Origin of the sequence: Endozoicomonas sp. ALB091 (assembly GCF_049310265.1) — a bacterium.
Classification (GTDB): domain Bacteria; phylum Pseudomonadota; class Gammaproteobacteria; order Pseudomonadales; family Endozoicomonadaceae; genus Endozoicomonas.
Genome location: NZ_JBLYNQ010000001.1, coordinates 213,130 through 230,558, shown reverse-complemented (window position 1 = coordinate 230,558; position 17,429 = coordinate 213,130). Strand labels below are relative to the sequence as shown.

The 17,429-nt window shown below is 49.0% G+C and carries 14 protein-coding genes and 1 pseudogene; 2 read left to right on the top strand and 13 right to left on the bottom strand.

What is annotated here, in order from left to right:
* Positions 1-38: 38 nt before the first annotated feature.
* Both ACO6UX_RS00925 and ACO6UX_RS00920 read right to left on the bottom strand, forming a co-directional pair.
* Positions 39-266 (bottom strand): hypothetical protein, encoded by a 228-nt coding sequence (locus ACO6UX_RS00925; RefSeq protein WP_422444013.1) that lies wholly within the window; start codon positions 264-266, stop codon positions 39-41.
* A gap of 12 nt (positions 267-278) precedes the next feature.
* On the bottom strand, positions 279-626 hold the full coding sequence (locus tag ACO6UX_RS00920; protein ID WP_422444011.1) for a reverse transcriptase domain-containing protein: 348 nt from the start codon (positions 624-626) through the stop codon (positions 279-281).
* A 366-nt stretch (positions 627-992) separates the two neighbouring features.
* Here ACO6UX_RS00920 and ACO6UX_RS00915 point away from each other — a divergent pair, with 366 nt between their 5' ends.
* Positions 993-1,136, top strand: a complete 144-nt coding sequence (locus tag ACO6UX_RS00915) for a hypothetical protein (RefSeq protein WP_422444009.1) — start codon at positions 993-995, stop codon at positions 1,134-1,136.
* A gap of 615 nt (positions 1,137-1,751) precedes the next feature.
* Here ACO6UX_RS00915 and ACO6UX_RS00910 read toward each other — a convergent pair.
* The 3 genes and pseudogenes from ACO6UX_RS00910 to ACO6UX_RS00900 form a co-directional block, all read right to left on the bottom strand.
* Positions 1,752-2,153, bottom strand: coding sequence for a hypothetical protein (locus ACO6UX_RS00910; RefSeq protein ID WP_422444750.1), 402 nt, complete (start codon positions 2,151-2,153; stop codon positions 1,752-1,754).
* A gap of 120 nt (positions 2,154-2,273) precedes the next feature.
* Positions 2,274-2,423 (bottom strand): annotated as a pseudogene (locus ACO6UX_RS00905) (RING finger domain-containing protein); the annotation flags it as partial.
* 136 nt (positions 2,424-2,559) lie between these two features.
* Positions 2,560-3,312, bottom strand: a complete 753-nt coding sequence (locus ACO6UX_RS00900; protein ID WP_422444007.1) for a transposase — start codon at positions 3,310-3,312, stop codon at positions 2,560-2,562.
* A gap of 90 nt (positions 3,313-3,402) precedes the next feature.
* On the opposite strand from ACO6UX_RS00900, the gene ACO6UX_RS00895 reads away from it, so the two are divergent.
* Positions 3,403-5,037, top strand: a complete 1,635-nt coding sequence (locus ACO6UX_RS00895; protein WP_422444005.1) for an IS1634 family transposase — start codon at positions 3,403-3,405, stop codon at positions 5,035-5,037.
* Positions 5,038-5,129: 92 nt separating this feature from the next.
* Here the strand turns inward: ACO6UX_RS00895 and ACO6UX_RS00890 are convergent, their stop codons facing one another.
* From ACO6UX_RS00890 to ushA, 8 genes are all read right to left on the bottom strand, one after another.
* Complete coding sequence (locus tag ACO6UX_RS00890; RefSeq protein WP_422444003.1) at positions 5,130-5,813, bottom strand: RING finger domain-containing protein; 684 nt, start codon at positions 5,811-5,813, stop codon at positions 5,130-5,132.
* Between the two features lie 33 nt (positions 5,814-5,846).
* Positions 5,847-7,355: an IS66 family transposase gene (tnpC, locus tag ACO6UX_RS00885; protein WP_422444001.1), complete on the bottom strand. Its 1,509-nt coding sequence runs from the start codon at positions 7,353-7,355 to the stop codon at positions 5,847-5,849.
* A 270-nt stretch (positions 7,356-7,625) separates the two neighbouring features.
* Positions 7,626-8,282 (bottom strand): hypothetical protein, encoded by a 657-nt coding sequence (locus ACO6UX_RS00880; RefSeq protein WP_422443999.1) that lies wholly within the window; start codon positions 8,280-8,282, stop codon positions 7,626-7,628.
* A gap of 280 nt (positions 8,283-8,562) precedes the next feature.
* Complete coding sequence (gltS, locus tag ACO6UX_RS00875) at positions 8,563-9,789, bottom strand: sodium/glutamate symporter (RefSeq protein ID WP_422443997.1); 1,227 nt, start codon at positions 9,787-9,789, stop codon at positions 8,563-8,565.
* Positions 9,790-9,810: 21 nt separating this feature from the next.
* Positions 9,811-13,485, bottom strand: a complete 3,675-nt coding sequence (locus tag ACO6UX_RS00870; RefSeq protein ID WP_422443995.1) for an AAA family ATPase — start codon at positions 13,483-13,485, stop codon at positions 9,811-9,813.
* Entirely contained in the window at positions 13,485-14,774 is a 1,290-nt protein-coding gene (sbcD, locus tag ACO6UX_RS00865) for an exonuclease subunit SbcD (protein WP_422443993.1), read from the bottom strand. The genes ACO6UX_RS00870 and sbcD overlap by 1 nt, the downstream gene beginning before the upstream one ends.
* Positions 14,775-15,007: 233 nt before the next feature.
* On the bottom strand, positions 15,008-15,487 hold the full coding sequence (locus tag ACO6UX_RS00860; protein ID WP_422443991.1) for a CreA family protein: 480 nt from the start codon (positions 15,485-15,487) through the stop codon (positions 15,008-15,010).
* Between the two features lie 227 nt (positions 15,488-15,714).
* A complete protein-coding gene (ushA, locus tag ACO6UX_RS00855) occupies positions 15,715-17,343 on the bottom strand; it encodes a bifunctional UDP-sugar hydrolase/5'-nucleotidase UshA (protein WP_422443989.1) in 1,629 nt (542 codons plus the stop codon).
* Positions 17,344-17,429: the final 86 nt, after the last annotated feature.

The following is a 17,429-nucleotide window of genomic DNA, read 5'->3' as shown; positions in this document are numbered from 1 at the left end:
CCCCTGCACGCTGACTTTTGACGAGAATAACGAAGTCATCACACTCTCTTACAAAAGAGCCTTGCAAAGCAATGACCCCGATATTCAAGCTCCTTGTCGAGTTCGTCGAGGACCACATTAGACAGCAAGGGTGATAAAGGCCCACCCTGTGGCATGCCAACCCTGGTCGGGTAGACATTGCCCTCAATCATGACACCGGAGCGCAGGTAGCGACCAATCAGTTTCAGAAGGCGTTTGTCGTGGATCTTACGGGAGACCCTCGACATCAAACGTCGTGATTAACCGTATGACCGCCATGGAAGGTGGGAAGTCTGGTTTTGCAGGAGCAAAAACCAGCCAAAGAATTTACTCAGATCAACGTCAACGGCGTAATGTAGCCCCCCGTTGATCAACTGCTTAACCTGACGGACTCCGTCGTGTGCTGACCGTCCCGGTCGGTAGCCGAAGCTGTTTGGAGAGAAACCCGGATCAAAGACAGGGGTCAGTACCTGCACAATGGCCTGCTGTATGACCCTATCCATCACGGTAGGGATTCCCAGCAAACGCTCACCGCCGTCAGGCTTTTCTATAACATGCCGACGCACGGGTGATGGCTGGTAGGTTCCGTCCAATAAGGCTTGACGCACTGAAGGCCAATGCTGTTTGGCAAAGTCTGGATAAGCTTCAATGGTGACTCCATCGATACCCGGAGCACCCTTGTTGCTTCTGACCTGTTTCCCGGCTCTGGCTCCTGCTTCGCACTACCTCCTGCATAGTCGCATGCGCTTGCCAGATTAGCCGGTTCAAGTACGCAATTTAGTAGATCATGGTTCAAAGCTGGTTAAAGTTTCTGTCGCCAGGTACGGTGAGTCGCCGGACGGCTGCATCGCCCTGAGGGAATCAGTCTCCTCTTTGTCATCGATGTTCGGCCCTTCGCTGACGACTTCCCGTCCATTAATGACATTGTCGTACATCTACTATGGCCTCTGCTGATAAGGCCATGGATGGCCTGTATGCTGAAAATGCAGGAGCAATTTTCGGTCTTCTGTCCAATCACCACGCGGAGTTACCTCTGCTGGCGCTATTGGTTGCCATCGGGTTTGCTCGAACAGGATGATGAGTCACTGTTCGCCGAGCCTGTTGTAACCAGTGGCTGAGAACTGGGAACTTACCAATCGCATGTTGGACAGATCTCCCCACTCTTTATAAACAAGAGGGAACATGAACTTTCAGTACACAACCGCCGCATTTACCGTGTCTCACGAACCAGAGGGCTTTGTGATCCTTGGCTCACTCGCCCAGAGACTCAGCCTTATATGCGATTTCTGGGGGACGCCGAGTCTACGTCGGCTCGCACCTTTGCACTCAGACTGCCTCCGCACAGCCCCTCGCGGGACTGCACTTGCCTTAAGCTAGTGGTTGCCATCAGCAGGCGTCTTTACCGCCAGTCAGATGTAGGTTCTCCCACAGGGGACTTTCACCCCATCAGTTCATGCCCATGCCGGGCGTACCAAGAAAAACAAACAGACGGCTGCGCCTGTTGGTTTGTTGGTTGAACAGTTATTAGCTGTTACCCAAGCAGCAAAACGGAAGTGGTGAGGATGGCCCTGAAGGCCCTGGAGAAGCAATCGGACAAGCAGCTTAAGGCGTTGAGTGATGGGCTGGAGCCGGTGCGGAAGGGACGGCCTGCAACGGTTTAAATCATTACAATCATTTAAATAATTATAATGATTTATTCAATTCAACCCGTTAGCGGGCCTGAAAGATTTTTTTCACACAACTACTGGATTCATTTCCTGTTGGGAATATAGGATATCAGCCGTAATCCCCCCAACAAACCCCCCGGCAAGAGCCCCGCACCCCCCGGCAGCCCCGACAACACATGCATCCCTGATACCCCCGAAAACCCCGGCAGAAGCTGCGACAGCAAGCCCGGCAACCGCGACAGTAGCGCCGGCAGCAGCGCCGACAGCAGCGCCGGCAGCAGTCCCGATATTTCTGGAAGCCCCGGTAGCAGCTGCGACAGCCCCGGCAACAGCCCCGGCAGTAATCAAGACGGTCGCGACAGCAATCAGGATCCCCCCGGAAACAGCCCCGTCAACAGCCCCGACATTAGCCCATAAAGCAGCCCCAAAGACAGCACCCCCGACAGCAAACGCGGGAACGCACTCCACAATAGCTCGGCCAGTAAGTTTACTCGTTTTTTGCAAAAAAATGACCACACGCTCCTGCAATGGGATATTTTTTATCTCTTTTATCTTGTTATCAGTTAATTGATTTGTACAGGCAGGGCATTTTTTTTGGTTGGAACTTTCCAACCATTTCCGCATGCATGATTTACCAAAAGCATGTCCGCATGTTAGCTTGATGCTTTTGTATTTTGTTGAGTCACAACATATTGAGTCATAACATATTACACATTCAAGACCCTTAGCACTATTCATATCAAAACCGAACCATAAAAAGATTTTTCAATAGAACATTGGATAATAATATTTGGTTTTGGTTCCCGGGGGATCCACTTCCAGAAGTTCCGCAAAGAAAACTGCAAAGTAAACTGGGGTCAAGAAAACTGCCTCGTCAGTAAAATCTGTGGGTCATTTCCGGTTCCGGTAACTTGCCAAGCGTATGATATAACGCGATTTCCGCACATCTGTAGGTTCTGAAACCGTATGATTTTCTCGTAGTGAGTTTTATCCTGGTGTTCAGACCCTCAACGATACCGCTGGAATACGCCTTTTTCGCCTTGAACCAGTTCAGGATAAGTGGCTTGTGTCGTCGAACACTTTTAGCAACTGTCTTCATTGGTTCTATCTTTGATCGCATCACCCTTGTACACCACCGGTCCAGGTATTTTCCTGCCCAGTGTGGTGAGATGTAGTCCCAGAACACTTGGAACTCTTCTCTGAGAAGATAGGCTCTGACACTTTTCAGGTTGTACTGAAGCACTGTGTTCAGCTTGATCTCTTCTTTCTCGGTCAGGTTCTCTTTTCGCTTGAGCCGACACCAACGTGTCTTTTTCAGCACCGGTTCATAACCATCTGCCTGAAGCTGTTTGTGTTCCGTGGCCCTGACTTCATCAATGGCCTTATTCAGCATGGCAACGATATGAAAGCGATCCAGAATATGTTCCTTCTTGCCTTCAGCCCATGGAACCTGTTCAACCTTTACGCCACATGTCTTGCATTCAACCCTACGCATTTTGTAGAGCAGAAAAACCCTGATTCCCCAGAGAGGGACAAACTCGAAACGTCGTTCAGCAAGACGGTCATAGCCCGGAGCTGGTTGCTGACATCCTGAGCAAATAGCATGGCCGTTCTTGCGTGGGGCCACGATTACATTGAATCTGCCTTTCACCACCCCGATTGATATTTTCCTGAAATCTGTTGTCAAAGGATTGATCAGATATTCAGGAACATCGACATGTTGCCAGTTCAATACCAGTTTAAGAACCTGAACCACCTTGGCTTGGTTGCCGCTATGTGTCGGGAGCTAAGGATAGCCGAATACATCAATGCGCGTATAACTAATGACTCCGATGTGCGTAATGTCACTATAGGACAAGCGATGGTCGCAATGATCATCAATGGGTTGGGGTTTACAGGGCAAACTCTGTATATGTTCCCCGAGTTTTTTGAGGACAAGCCGATTGATCGCCTCATCGGGGAAGGCATACAGCCCGAACACTTGAACGACAAGGTACTTGGTCGGGCCCTTGATAGCCTGTACGACGCTGGCGTCAGTGACTTGTACCTGAACCTTGCCGTTAAGGTTGTCAACCATCTGAAGCTGCCCTGCAAGGCATTGAATCTGGATGGCACCAGCTTTCATGTGGATGGAATCTATAACAGTCATGAAAATCCTGATGACTTGAATTGTATCCATATCTGTCGCGGTTACAGCCGTGACCATCGACCTGACCTGAATCAGGTGGTCTTGCAGTTAATGACCGAAAATGAGGCAGGTATTCCAGTGTTTATGGCACCTGCCAGCGGTAATGTAAACGACAAAACCTGTTTTCAGGAAATTATCAAAAACCATCTGTCGTGCTTTAAGGCGGCTTTGAATAGCCGCTATCTGGTCGCTGACGCTGCCATGTACGTTGCTGAAACCCTTCAGTTGCTTGACGAGCAAAAGCAGCTGTTTATCTCCCGGGTACCCCTGAATATCAAGGGTGCAAAGGAGTTGGTCGGCAAAGCGCCAGCCATGTCATTGGAGCCGGTTGAAGGTTATGAAGATTATTACTCTGCTGAAGTGCCTTCCTGCTATGGAGATGTTAAACAACGATGGTCCTTGTTTCTCAACAAAAAGCGCAGGCTGGTTGAACAGAAAACACTGACCCGAAAGATGCAGAAGCAGTCACTGAAAGAAGCCCGTGATCTGGAAAAGCTGGGAAAAAAGGCCTTTCTGTGTCGGGACGATGCATTGAAGGCTTTTGCCTTATGGCAGAAACAATCGAAACTCTGCCAGAGTGCAACGGAGCCTGAGGTTACCGGTAAGCCTTGCTATTCGGGCAAGGGACGGCCATCACCAGATAGCAAGCCCGATCACTTTGAATACTTTGTGCAGGCTGAATGCTTTGTTCCTTGTCAGAAAAGGGAGAATGCACAGGCCTCACTGGGTTGCTTTATCCTGGGCACCAATGAATTGGATCAGAATGTCATGAATGCCACGGAGCTGCTGTCTACCTACAAGTCACAACAACAGGTTGAGGGCGGCTTTCGGTTCCTGAAAAGCCCGGACTTTCTGGTCTCTTCACTCTATCTGAAGAAAGCTGAGCGTATTGAAGCACTGTTAATGGTGATGACACTGTGTCTGATGGTCTATGCTGCTATCCAACACAGAATACGCAACGAGCTGAAAAAGCAGAGCCGGGTATTTCCAAACCAGAAAAAGAAGCCCTGCCAGAATCCAACAGCGAGATGGGTTTTTTTCTGTTTCCAGGGAATAAATGTCTTAACGGTCAATAATCAGGAGAAACATGTAGTCGGTTTGAAGGAAAGACAATGGACGGTCATTCAAATTTTGGGCATTTTTTACGAGTCGGCGTATTCCTGATAGGGGTGGTGAAAGGCAGATCATTACAATCATTTAAATAATTATAATGATTTATTCAATTCAACCCGTTAGCGGGCCTGAAAGATTTTTTTTCACACAACTACTGGATTCATTTCCTGTTGTAAATATAGGATATTAGCCGTATTCCCCCCAACAAACCCCCCGGCAAGAGCCCCGCACCCCCCGGCAGCCCCGACAACACATGCATCCCTGATACCCCCGGAAGCAGCCCCGAACCCCCCGGCAGAAGCGGCGACAGCAAGCCCGCCAACCGCGACAGTAGCGCCGACAGCAGCGCCGGCAGCAGCGCCGGCAGCAGTCCCGATATTTCTGGAAGCCCCGGTAGCAGCTGCGACAGCCCCGGCAACAGCCCCGGCAGTAATCAAGACGGTCGCGACAGCAATCATGATCCCCCCGGAAACAGCCCCGTCAACAGCCCCGCCAACAGCCCCGGCAGCAGCCCCAAAGACAGCACCCCCGACAGCAAGCGCGGGGACGCACTTCACAATAGTTCGGCCAATAAGTTTACTCGTTTTTTGCAAAAAAATGACCACACGCTCCTGCAATGGGATATTTTTTATCTCTTTTATCTTGTTATCAGTTAATTGATTGGTACAGGCAGGGCATTTTTTTTGGTTGGAACTTTCCACCCATTTCCGCATGCATGATTTACCAAAAACATGTCCGCATGTCAGCTGGATGCTTTTGTATTTTTTTGAGTCACAACATATTGAGTCATAACATATTGCACATTCAAGACCCTTAGCACTATTCATATCAAAACCGAACCATAAAAGGATTTTTCGTAACTATTCAGCCCCAAGAAGCGGAAGATTGCCGTAATTCTCTACAGCTCTATAAATGGAGTGGAATATATTCTTTCCTTGCTTTTTCGCAGACGACACGTAGCTGCGGATCCGTGTAAACATGGAACCATCGTAATCATTCCTGAAGCAGCCTGAGATTTTCTGCTTCAGCTTTGCCATCCTGGCATCCCTTTCGCTGCCGTTGTTATCGAAAGGGATTGTGAAGTCCGTCATGAAACGCAGTGTCTCTTCCTTGTAATCAATGAGCCTCTTGAACAGGTTATAAGCCTTGGTTCTCTTTACCTTCTTTCGTCCCAGCTCTTGCCGCTGCCTCTCCATATAAGCGGCTTCTTTCGCCAGTGCGCGCTTGAGTATACGATCATAAATATCTTCTATGCGCTCTTGCAGAACAGACGGCATCTGTAGCATTCCAATAGTGTTAAACCCTTTACAATAATGCCAGCTGAGCCGCAGCAGTTTCATTAAGCGCAGAGCCAGCTGGTTGGCATCCCTGTCTACCACACCCTGAAGCTCGCGCAGATGATGGGCGTTGCACAATACGTGTACTGCCGCATAGGTAAAGTAGGGTTTCCAGTGGTCATGAACCAGCACGCCGGTAAACGTGAGCAATATACCCATGGCATCCATGCCTTCGCAGCCACGCTTTTGTGCAAGATGGTAGAGTGTCCACTGATCATCCCGCAGGATATGTAGCCACCAGAGGTCACCGTCCACCCTCATACCCGTTTCATCGGAGCCAGCAACAGGCGTCTCCTTTAGAGCATCCTTGATGACCTGTTCAGTAGAGGCGAGGTTTTCGTAAGTTGCTGCAACGAAGTTGGCAACACTGCCTGCACTGAGGCTCATGTTATGAACGGTATGAAAATATTCTGACACTCTCTTGTAAGGAATAAAGTGATACTGGTTCAGGTAGACGGCCATGGCCTTTGTTGACGGCCCATATTGTACGGCAGCGGTCACTCCCTTGGGAAAAGCTGCCTGATTATGGTGACCACAGGAACAAACCTTCACCTCTGCCCTGTGAGCGGTTACCTCGGGGCAACCGGGCTTTCCCCATTCAAACACCTGACGCTCAATATGCTTGAGTGGCTCAACATCAAGAAGGGAAGTATGGCAATCATGACATTCCAGAAGTGTGTGATAGACAACATAATCAGGATTATCAACTGACTTAAGGCAGTTACCTTTATGCCCCTTTTGACCACCGGCTTTATTATCAGACGATTGCCTCAGGCTTTTGGGAGTTGGAGACTCCTGCTGTGAATCGGAGTTTTTTCCATTAGTGGAATCATCTTGGGGACTGTCGCTTTTATTGGGTTTCTGATAGCCATCGGACGATGGAGGTTTACTGCTGTTCTGACTGTTTTTACTGACCATCCCCTCAAGCTCACGACACCGTTCTTCAAGGTAGGCAACCTTCATGCGTAGTTGTACAACTTCCTCTGCCAGGAGTTGGTCGCTTGAAGGTGTTGACGACGTTTCAGAACCCATGCTGGATATGAACCTGAGATTCATTGCATCTCAGGCTGGCAGATAATTCAGGAATTTCCAGAAAATTTTGAGGGGTGCTGAACAGTAACATTGCAGCTTTCTTCCATGACCATATATTTGTTCAGTCAGATAAGGCGGAAGATGCTTTGAAAGCACTGCATGAACTCTCGACAACTGATAATAGCAAAACATGCTTGTAACGAATCAGGATGAATTTACGTTGAATTTCTGGTGATATGTTAGCTCACTATGGAATACAACAGCGGTTACTTAAATCATCATCTCCTCCAGGGATTCAGATGTACCATTTTGGGATAATGCTCCTTCAGTAAAATTAATACAATCCTGAGTGGGGTTTTTGATAAAATATTCTGCTGAATGCAAAATATTCTTTTCATCATGATCCGCCAATCCTATTTCATTTAGTGTGGTTTTTAAAAAAGAATCAGGGTCAGCATCTTTTAAAAGTAAAGCATGATAATGGTCATCTTTAGGCTTTTCTTTTTTATGTAATCTTGGCAAATGACACTTTATATCTTTTTCACAAAGCAATTTTACATTATCAGATTTGTCCCAGAGGTTAGGATAATTTTCATCAGTATAAAAAGTAAAAACAAATCTATCTTTAATAGGTATTGAGTTGATGGTTATATAAGTTGTTGTATAAAACCCTTTGCTCTTTGGAAAATATGAAAACCCGAAATCAAATTTTCTGGCTAAATGTAATGAAAATACACCCGTCTTGTTTTCTGGTGATTCGATAAAATTGCTGTTTAATCGTAACTTCTCATTTTTAACTGGCAAAACCTCAGTTTCTGTCGTCATTTTAGCGGTTTTACTGGGCTTTAGAGGATTGCATGTAGAATTTGCTGGTCTTTTTTGAGCTGTTATGGTTAGACTTGAACCTGCTGATACCGATGGTTGCATTATAGTCCTCGAGGGCTATTAACAATTTATTAAAACTGTATTTTAGATTTGATATTAGAATAGAAATTCGCTTTTTAAACTAATAATTCTGAAAGCGTGCCTGACATAAAATTCAAGTGATCAATGGCCCGCTATTCAGAGGAGTGCAAAAGAGCCCGTCTCTCTTATTCAGTACAACTGATGGGCTCCTTCTCTCATTGACATCCAAACTCCGCTAAGGGTGAACGGAGATTGTACACATCAAACTCATTAATGAGATGTACCAGGAGTTGATGATTGATTAACCAAAAATCGACAATGCCGCCTGCAGAATAATCAGGTTAACAATATCAATAAAGAAGGCACCGACAATAGGCACAACCATAAACCCCTGGGGTGAAGGACCAAAGCGGTTAACGACGGAGCCCATGTTCATGACCGCTGTGGGTGTTGCGCCAAGACCAAAGCCGCAGTGACCGCTGGCAATAACGGCCGCATCGTAGTCTTTGCCCATCACCCGGAAGGTCACCACATAAGTAAATATTGCCAGCATAACGGACTGTGCCAGCAAGATGACCAGGATCGGGATGGCCAGATCGAGAATATTCCAGAGTTTTAAGCTCATCAGGGCCATGGCCAGAAACAGGGCCAGTGACACCGTGCCGAGAATATCGATGGTTTCAATATCCAGCTTTTTCACCCGGGTGACTTCCAGCGTGTTGGTGATGATAACGCCGATAAACAGGGCATAGACAAAATCGGGAATCATCAGCCATTTGATCTCGAAGTTGTTGACCCAGATTTCAAGGTACTTGGCACCGGTCACACAGATCAGAATCATAAACAGTGATTCAATCATCTTTTTTGAGGTGACATTGTCTTCCTCATTTTCGTTGTAGGTCACCAGCTCAGGAAACTGTTCATGGGTTCTGTTGGTGTTGCCGTATCTGGATTTCAGGCCATATTTATCCACCAGTCGCTGCGCCACCGGACTGCCAATAATGCCGCCCATGATCAGGCCGAAGGTGGCTGAAGCCATGGCAATCTCAAGTACATTGTGCATGCCGTATACTTGCTGGAAGGTTTGAGACCAGGCCGCACCGGTACCGTGACCTCCGGAAAGAGTGATTGACCCGGCAATTAATCCCATCAGCGGGTCAAGCCCCAGCAGGGTGGCCAGTGACATCCCCAGGCCATTTTGCAGCACGATATAGAGAGACGCCACGGCAAGGAAAACAAGCACCTTGACCCCACCTTTAATCAGCTGGGTATAGCTGGCGGCCAGACCAACCGTGGCAAAGAACATCAGCATAAAGGTGTTTTGCAGGGGCAGGTGGAAGTCAATCTCGACACCATTGAAGTGCAGCCAGGCAATAACACCGGCAATGATCAGTCCGCCAACAATAGGCTCAGGAATATTGAACTGCTTTAATAGAGGAATTCGGGCATTGATGAAATGCCCCAGAAATAGCACAAAAATGGCGATGAGAAATGACTCAAGCGCGCCAACCGTCAGTAGTTGATTCATAAACCCTCAAAATAAAAGTGATCAGATACAGGCAAAGCGTCTACCCAGTTTGCTGTAGCCCAGTCCGGTTTCTTTTATCACTTCTATCCGGGTGGGAATCCGTTCTTTCAGGGACTCAATATGGGAGATGATACCGACCATCTTCCCACTGGCATTCAGGCTATCCAAGGCGCTGAGTGCGGTTTCCAGTGTTTCCTGATCCAGTGTACCAAACCCTTCATCCAGAAACAGCGAGTCGATACGGGTTTTATGGCTGACCAGGTCAGATAACCCCAGTGCCAGCGCCAGGCTGACCAGAAAGCTTTCTCCACCGGACAGGGTTTTGATATCCCGTGCGGAGTCACCCTGCCAGGTGTCCAGTACTTCAAGGCTGAGTTCATCGTTGCTTTTGCGGTTGAGCAGATAGCGGGCATGGAGCTGTTCCAGCTGTCGGTTGGCCAGAAGAATCAGATGATCCAGCGTCAGGCCCTGGGCAAATTTACGGAACTTGTCGCCTTTGCTGGAGCCGATCAGGCCACTGAGTTGCGCCCAAACCTGATATTGATGCTCTTGCGTTGCGATATCCCTGAACAGGCTGGCCTGGCCAAGACGTTTTTCGTCGTCGTCTTTCAGCGCCTGGGTAATCTCACCTTGTCGTTGATTGATTAAACGAATGCGGTTATCCAATTCGGTCAGTCTGTCAGTCACTTCATCCAGAGTTAGTTTAGTCGCTGGCTGTTCAATATGTGCTTTCAGGTTGGCCTCCGCCGAGGCAAGCTTGCCTTTGGCCTCATGCAGCTGTTGTTCAATGGTCTGTTTCAGTTCTGTCAGTGTCTTCCGTTCTTCTCTGTCCAGCAGTGCCTGCTGGAAATGTTCGCTATCCCGGAATGGGCTGTCGTTTAACAATGTCTGCCAGGTTGTTCCGGCGGCTGTCAGTGCTTCGCCCAATGTTTCCTGTTCCATGGTCTGCTGGCGAACGATTCCAGTCAGCTGAGCCAGCTTGTCATCAATGGCTTTCAACTGGCTCTGGCTTTGTTGATGGTGTGCCTTTGCTTCGACCACCAGTGACTTGAGTCGCTGTCGCTCCTCACCCACGATTTTCTGGCCAAACAGATCCTGTCGTTGCTGCTGTTGCTGTTGTCTCCGAGCATTGGTGTGATCCAGCGTTTGCTGAATGTCACGGATAAGTTCATCGGCTTTTTGCCGGTTTTGATGCTTGTGATTCAGCTGCTGGGTAATGGCCTGGATTTTCTCATTCAGCGTTTGTTGTTCGGCGGTGATGTGCTGCCATTGTTGCCAGTTTTTTTCCTGCTGACTCAGCCAGGTTGATTGCTCTGACAGGATTGGAATCTCCAGATGCAGCGCAGTTTGGATTCTCTGCCTGATCTTCTCTTCCAGCGCCCGGTTGGCCTGTTGGCTTTGCTCAAGCTGTTGACGCTTTTCAGACAGCTGCTGGTCAATCTGCCTTTGCTGTTGCTGGTTAACCTCCCGTTGATGGGTGTGTTGGGTCATGTCGTTATTCAGCTGGTCCAGCTGCTGCTGTTCAAGTTGAATGTGGCGATTAAGCTGGCTCAGTTGGTCAAGCTGCTTTTTTTGGGTCTCCCCGGTCTCGGAAAACTGTTTGAAGTGGCTCTGATATTCCTCTGTGTTATTGATCGATAGGGAAAGAGACTGGGCATTGCTGGTGGCGGACCAGTCTGATGTGACCTGGGCAATCTGATTTTGCAGCTTGCTAATGGTCTGCTCTGAGGATTCCAGTTGTACCTGTAAACGGGCAGCCTCTTTGTTCAGCTTCTCGCCCTGAAGTTGCAGCTGCTCCAGTTCCCGCTGTCTGGCGGTTAAACGTTGTTCGGTATCGGAAATATTCAGCTGTTGATAGTGTTCAATGGCCGGGTGTTCTGTGGCACCGCAAAGGGGGCAGGCTGCTCCGGCATGCAGTTGGTTGCGATAGCCCTTAAGGCTGGTGATCTGCCGCTCCCGGGCTAACAGCTGCTCCAGGTCATGACAGTGTTGCCTGACATTCCGGTACTCTGTCCTGCATTTTTCAATGTTGTCGGTGTACTGTGCTACCGATTGCTGCAGGTTGCCATGGAGGGTTTGCTCTTTCTGTAAGTCAGCGGTGCAGTTGGCAAATTGCTGGCTGAGGTTGTTCAGATGCAGCCATATCGGGTATTGATCGTGCCACTGCTGTTGATCGGTCAGTAGCTGCTCTTCTTCCTGGCCATTTAACAGGGCTGTTTTGTTCTCTAGCAGTGTTTTATTCTGGCTGGCGCGTTGTTCCCGTGTTTTGGCCAGCGACTGAATATACTCTTCCAGTGTCTGGTGTTGTGCGCCCAGGTTCTGGCGTTCCTGCTCTAACTGATGAATGGCTTGAGCAAACTGTTGTTCACCCTGGCTGGCGGTTTCCCGCTGCTCAAACAGGGTTTGTAATACCGGCAACTGTTCACCCAGCGTTTGCTGGTGTGCATTCTGTTCCAGATAACGGTTGGCTACCTGAAGTTGCCCAGTGAGTTGTTCCCGGGAGTGCTGGTCATCGGCAATGCTGTTGTTCAGCGTGCCCTGCTCATGTTCAGCGGCCTGCAATTTGCCTTTGATGGTCTGTTGTTCATTGGTCAGTCTCTGTATATCAGCATCCAGAGGGATGACCTGCTCTACCAACAGGGATTCGGTTTGCTCCTGTTCCTGCTGATAGCTTTCCCAGGCATTTAACTGAATCTGACACTGTTTCTGAACGCTTTCCGCCTGTTCGGTGGTGACCTGTTTTTCCTGCTGATGATCGGCCAGTGCCTTTTGTATCCGTTGATGCTTTTGTGTCAGTTCGCTTAACCGATCCCAGTCCGGCAGTAGCTCCATGGCGGGCAGGGCCTGCTCCAGACGGTTTATCTGCTCGCTGTGTGCTGATTTGTGTTGAAGAGCATTATCCAATGACTCCCGGGCTTTTTTCTGTTCACATTCTCTGCTGGCCAGCTCCTCCAGCCAACGCTTCTGCTGGTTCAGGGAGAGGCGTTCATTGCCGGTTTCCTCCTGTTGCCCGGCAAGCTGACTCTGTTCTTCTCTCAGTTCTGTCAGTCGATCGTCGTTCAGTAGAGCAATACCGCCCGCTCTGGCCTTTAACAGGTCGAGTTGCTGCTCTGAGGTGCGCATGCGCTCAAAGGCACGGCGGGAGATTTCTCCGTAGATCTCGGTACCGGTCAGTTCTTCCAGCAGCTCAGCCCGGTCATTGGCACTGGCCTCCAGAAAAGCGGCAAAACCGCCCTGGGCCAGCATCATGGATTTGGTAAAACGTCCGAAATCCAGCCCGGTCAGCTCACTGACCTTTTTCAATTTATCGCTGATACGGGTGGTAATAATCGTACCATCACTGTCGGCCAGCTCGACCTGAGGTGCCTGCAACTTGCCGTCTGCTTTGCCCCTGGCCCGGCGTTGTGACCAGAAGGCCCGATACGCTTGACCTTTGACTTCAAACTCAACTTCGGCGAGCGACTCGGCGGTATGCCGGGTCATCAGCTCGTTATCGGAGGCGGAGATTGTGGTCAGGCGGGGAGTCTGGTGGTACAGGGCAAGGCAGATGGCATCCAGCAGCGTGGTTTTGCCAGCACCGGTCGGGCCGGTAATGGCAAAGAGACCCGTGTTGGTAAACGGTTCACTCTGGAAGTCTATTTTCCACTCGCCCCTGAGGGAGTTAATATTTTTCAGGCGCAGGCTGAGAATTTTCATCAGGCGTTGTCCTTCTGGCCATGCTGCGCCAGCATGGGATGCTGTTTGTCTGCTGCAAACACGTCTTCGAGTATTTCCTGAAACGCGCCGGTCAGCTGCTGTAATTGTTCATCGGTCAGCTCTTCCTGCTTAAGCCGTTGCTGAAAAACATCCTCAACCTTCAACTCGGCCAGACTCTCCTGGTCAGCAACGGTTAGGGATGCGGCGGCTTTTTCCCGTTTTCTTCTTACCCTCAGCAGCTCACATGAGGACAGCTCCTCTCTTGCCAGCACCATTTGTTCGACCCGGCTTTGCAGGTCGTGAAGGTAGGTTTCGGTGGTGATTTCAATCTCCAGCCATGGATTGAGTTCAGCCTGCGGTTGCTCATTTTCATTGGCCCGCTCACTGGCAAGAGTGGCCAGCTGCTGGTCAATGCTGTCCAGGGAGCCCTTGAGACTGATCAGAGGCCTGAAAACAGGAACAATGACGGACTCAATTTTATTCAGCTCGTTTTCCCTGAAGTCCACAATAATGACTTGCTTATCGGATCCGGCTTCATCAAAACTCAGCGGGATTGGTGAACCTGAATAGCGAATATGTTCCTGCTTCGCCACGACCTGTGGCCGATGAAGATGGCCGAGGGCAATGTAGTGAGCCTTGGGGAATGCGGCTACCGGAAATGCCGACAGGGTTCCGATATAAATTTCACGCACGGATTCGCTTAGTTGTCCGCCAACTGTCGTTAAATGACCCGTTGCAATAATGGGCAGACGTTCCCCTGCCAGCTTTTCAGCTTCTGTATAAATGGTCTGATAGTGGGCAGCAATCGCCTGTTGCAGTGCCTGCTGTTTATCCTCACCGGTCTCTCCCGCCTGACTTTCCAGAACATCCCGTGGGCGGACAAACGGAATTGCACAGATCACCGCGCCGGGGTTGCCCTGAGCGTTGTTCAACACCAGAACCTGCTCCCGGGAGTCTTGGCTGACGCCACCCACCACAAAGGTATTCAGGCAGGCCAGCAACTCTTTTGATTCATGCAGTGTGGCTACCGAGTCATGGTTGCCACCAATCACGATAAGCTGCCGACAGTGGGTATTCTGCAGGCTGACAATAAAGCGGCTATAAAGTCCCCTGGCATAGCTGGGCGGGGTGCCGGTATCAAAGATATCACCGGCAATAATCAGGGCATCGATGCGTTGCTCTTGTACCAGCTCGATCAGCCAGTCCAGAAAGGCCTGGTGTTCTGCCTCCCGGCTTTTGCCCATAAAATGCTGGCCAAGGTGCCAGTCTGAAGTGTGAAGAATACGCATGGTGTCTTAAGTTTCGGGCAGTCAGAGGGTGGAGTGAACATCACCCTGGTGAAAAAGTAAAAAGTGAAACTACACCAGAACCGTACTGTAGCCAATGATCTGGCAGCGGATTCCTTGTTTCACTCTTCTTGCGACAGTGCTGCCTGGCAAAGGATAGCTGGATCGTCCGGGAATTGCTCAGGGTACTCAGATTAATATCACATCAACTGAGTGGACTGGAAAACTGCGGTCAGCTATTGAGTTGTATCAGGTTGGTTTAATTGATCCCAGACGGGGTTTCCCCAAAGGGGCACGGTGGTCATGGAGTGTTTGGCACTGCCGGCCGTTTCTTTGGTGGAGTAGCTGAGATAGATCAGGGTTTTGTTTTTCTCATCCCAGATACGTCGTATTTTAAGATGCTTCCAGAGGATGCTTTTCGAGGTTTTAAACACCACTTCGCCGCTTTTGGACATATTGATGTTGTTGACCATATCCAGAGTAATCGGCCCTGTCTGTCGGCAGGAGATGCCCATATCGGAAGGGTCAGACAGGTCAAGATTGCCTTTTACGTGAGAGATATGACAGGTGACACCGCTGACCACCGGGTCGGTAAAGGTGTCGATCTTGATATCTTTAGTGGTGAACAAACCCAGGCTGACATTGCCTACCTCATTGTCTGAGCAGCCGGTGAGCAGAAGTGTTGTAATCAACAGAGCAGAGGTTAACGTTCGCATGTTTTTTAACCTTTTGATAGTTCCCGTCCAAAAACGCATCAAGTAACGTTAATTTTGTTGTATGTACGTCATAGTTGACCCTTAAAAGAAGCCCTGTTTTTAATAAAAGGCGAGCCTTGGGGCCTCATATATTTTTCAGAATATGGGGTACTTTTTATAGTGTTAGCAAACTGCATATCAAGGTATCCGGGATTTAAACACCGGTGGTTTTGCCGAAGACATGTTGACTATTTCCTCACAATCTCCCCTTTTGGCAGATACTCACTTCTCTTCAGAGGTGAGTATCTCTTGACGTAATCTCTCAACACGACAGCGTCTGTATAACCGGTATTAACAAACGTCAGGTTATCATCCACCACCGGCCAGTTATCACCCCCGGCAGCAGAAAAGGCATTAATTGCCATTCGATATTTCCTGTTTTTATCCACAGGCTTTCCGCCAATGTCCAGAGACATTAATTTATCGCCGGCCATGGTCAGCCTGACGTTGGCAAAGTGCGCCAGGCCGCCACTGACCGGTTGAATAGCAGCAATGTCTTCAATGTAGTTCCGCAGCTCACGGCCCGTCATTTCCAGGTAGCACACCATATTGCCAAAAGGCTGAATCTTGAGAATATCTTTTTCGGTAATCTTGCCTGCTTGCAAGCCAGTGCGAACGCCACCACTGTTCATGACAGCCAGATCAGCTTTGGTTTTTTCCATCTGTGCCCGGGCAATCAGATTGCCTATGGCCGCTGGGCCTGAGCGAACTTTTTCCCGTGAACCATCCAGGGTCTGATTGATGGAACCGACAACCTGATTCATTAGTTCACTCGCTTTATCCTGATAAGGCTTTAATGCCTTCAGCACTGCCGGATCTTCTGGAATCTCAGGTTCTATAGTGATCAGCTCTTTCTTACCATCAATGATTTTCTCTTTCTTGAGATTCACCGGAATCAGGCGGTAATTCACCATTTTCAGCAAGCCATGACTGTGTCCTCTGCCACTGTCCAGATATTGATAGATAAAATCAGCCCGACCAACATATTTACCCCACTCCCAGGCTTGCAGTACATAGGTGCTGTTTTTAATATCAGGCCGGTGTAGTTTACTTTGTGAATGGCCACCGACAATGATATCCACACCATCCACTTCTTTAGCCAGGCTGACATCACCCGGAGCATTGTGCCCATGTCTGGCGTTTGGATAATGCCCCATGTGAGTGAGTGCAATAACAATATCAGCCTTTTCATCCCGAATCAGTTTTGGTACCCAAACTGTTCCTGTCTCTATGGCATCATCAAAACGAATATCTTTAATGTTTTCCTTGAGCGCCTGCGATTCTGTATCTTCTGTCGTTAAGCCAAGAATGGCGACCCGCACACCTTGCAGCTCTTTCATTACCCAGGGCTTGAACACTGGTTTACCGGTATCTTTGTAAAAGATGTTGGCTGACAGGAACGGGAAGTCTGCCCACTTTTCCTGCTTCAGCAAAACAGGCAGCGGGTTATCAAACTCATGGTTACCCACGGTCATGGCATCATAACCAATAAGGTTCATCCCGATAAAATCAGGCTCAGCTTCCTGAAGATCGGACTCGGGCACCCCCGTGTTTATATCGCCTGCAGACAATACCAGAGACTTGCCGCCTTCAGCTTCTACATCTGCACGAATACGATCAATCAATGTTTTGCGGGCCGCCATGCCTACTTCACCGTCACGGTTTCGCCAGAATTTTCCGTGGTTGTCATTGGTGTGAATGATGGTGAAATTAAGCGTTTTCAGCGCAGGTTCTCTGTATTGCCCAGTATCGGTAGCACAACCGTTGAGCAATAGCAGGATGGGGAAAGACAATAACAACCAGCGTGGGTACAACATATGGACTCTCCTTTGAGGAAAACGCGGGAATCATACGCACACCTGATTAATTACTGAACGACGTTATTTAGATGTTTTTTTAATAA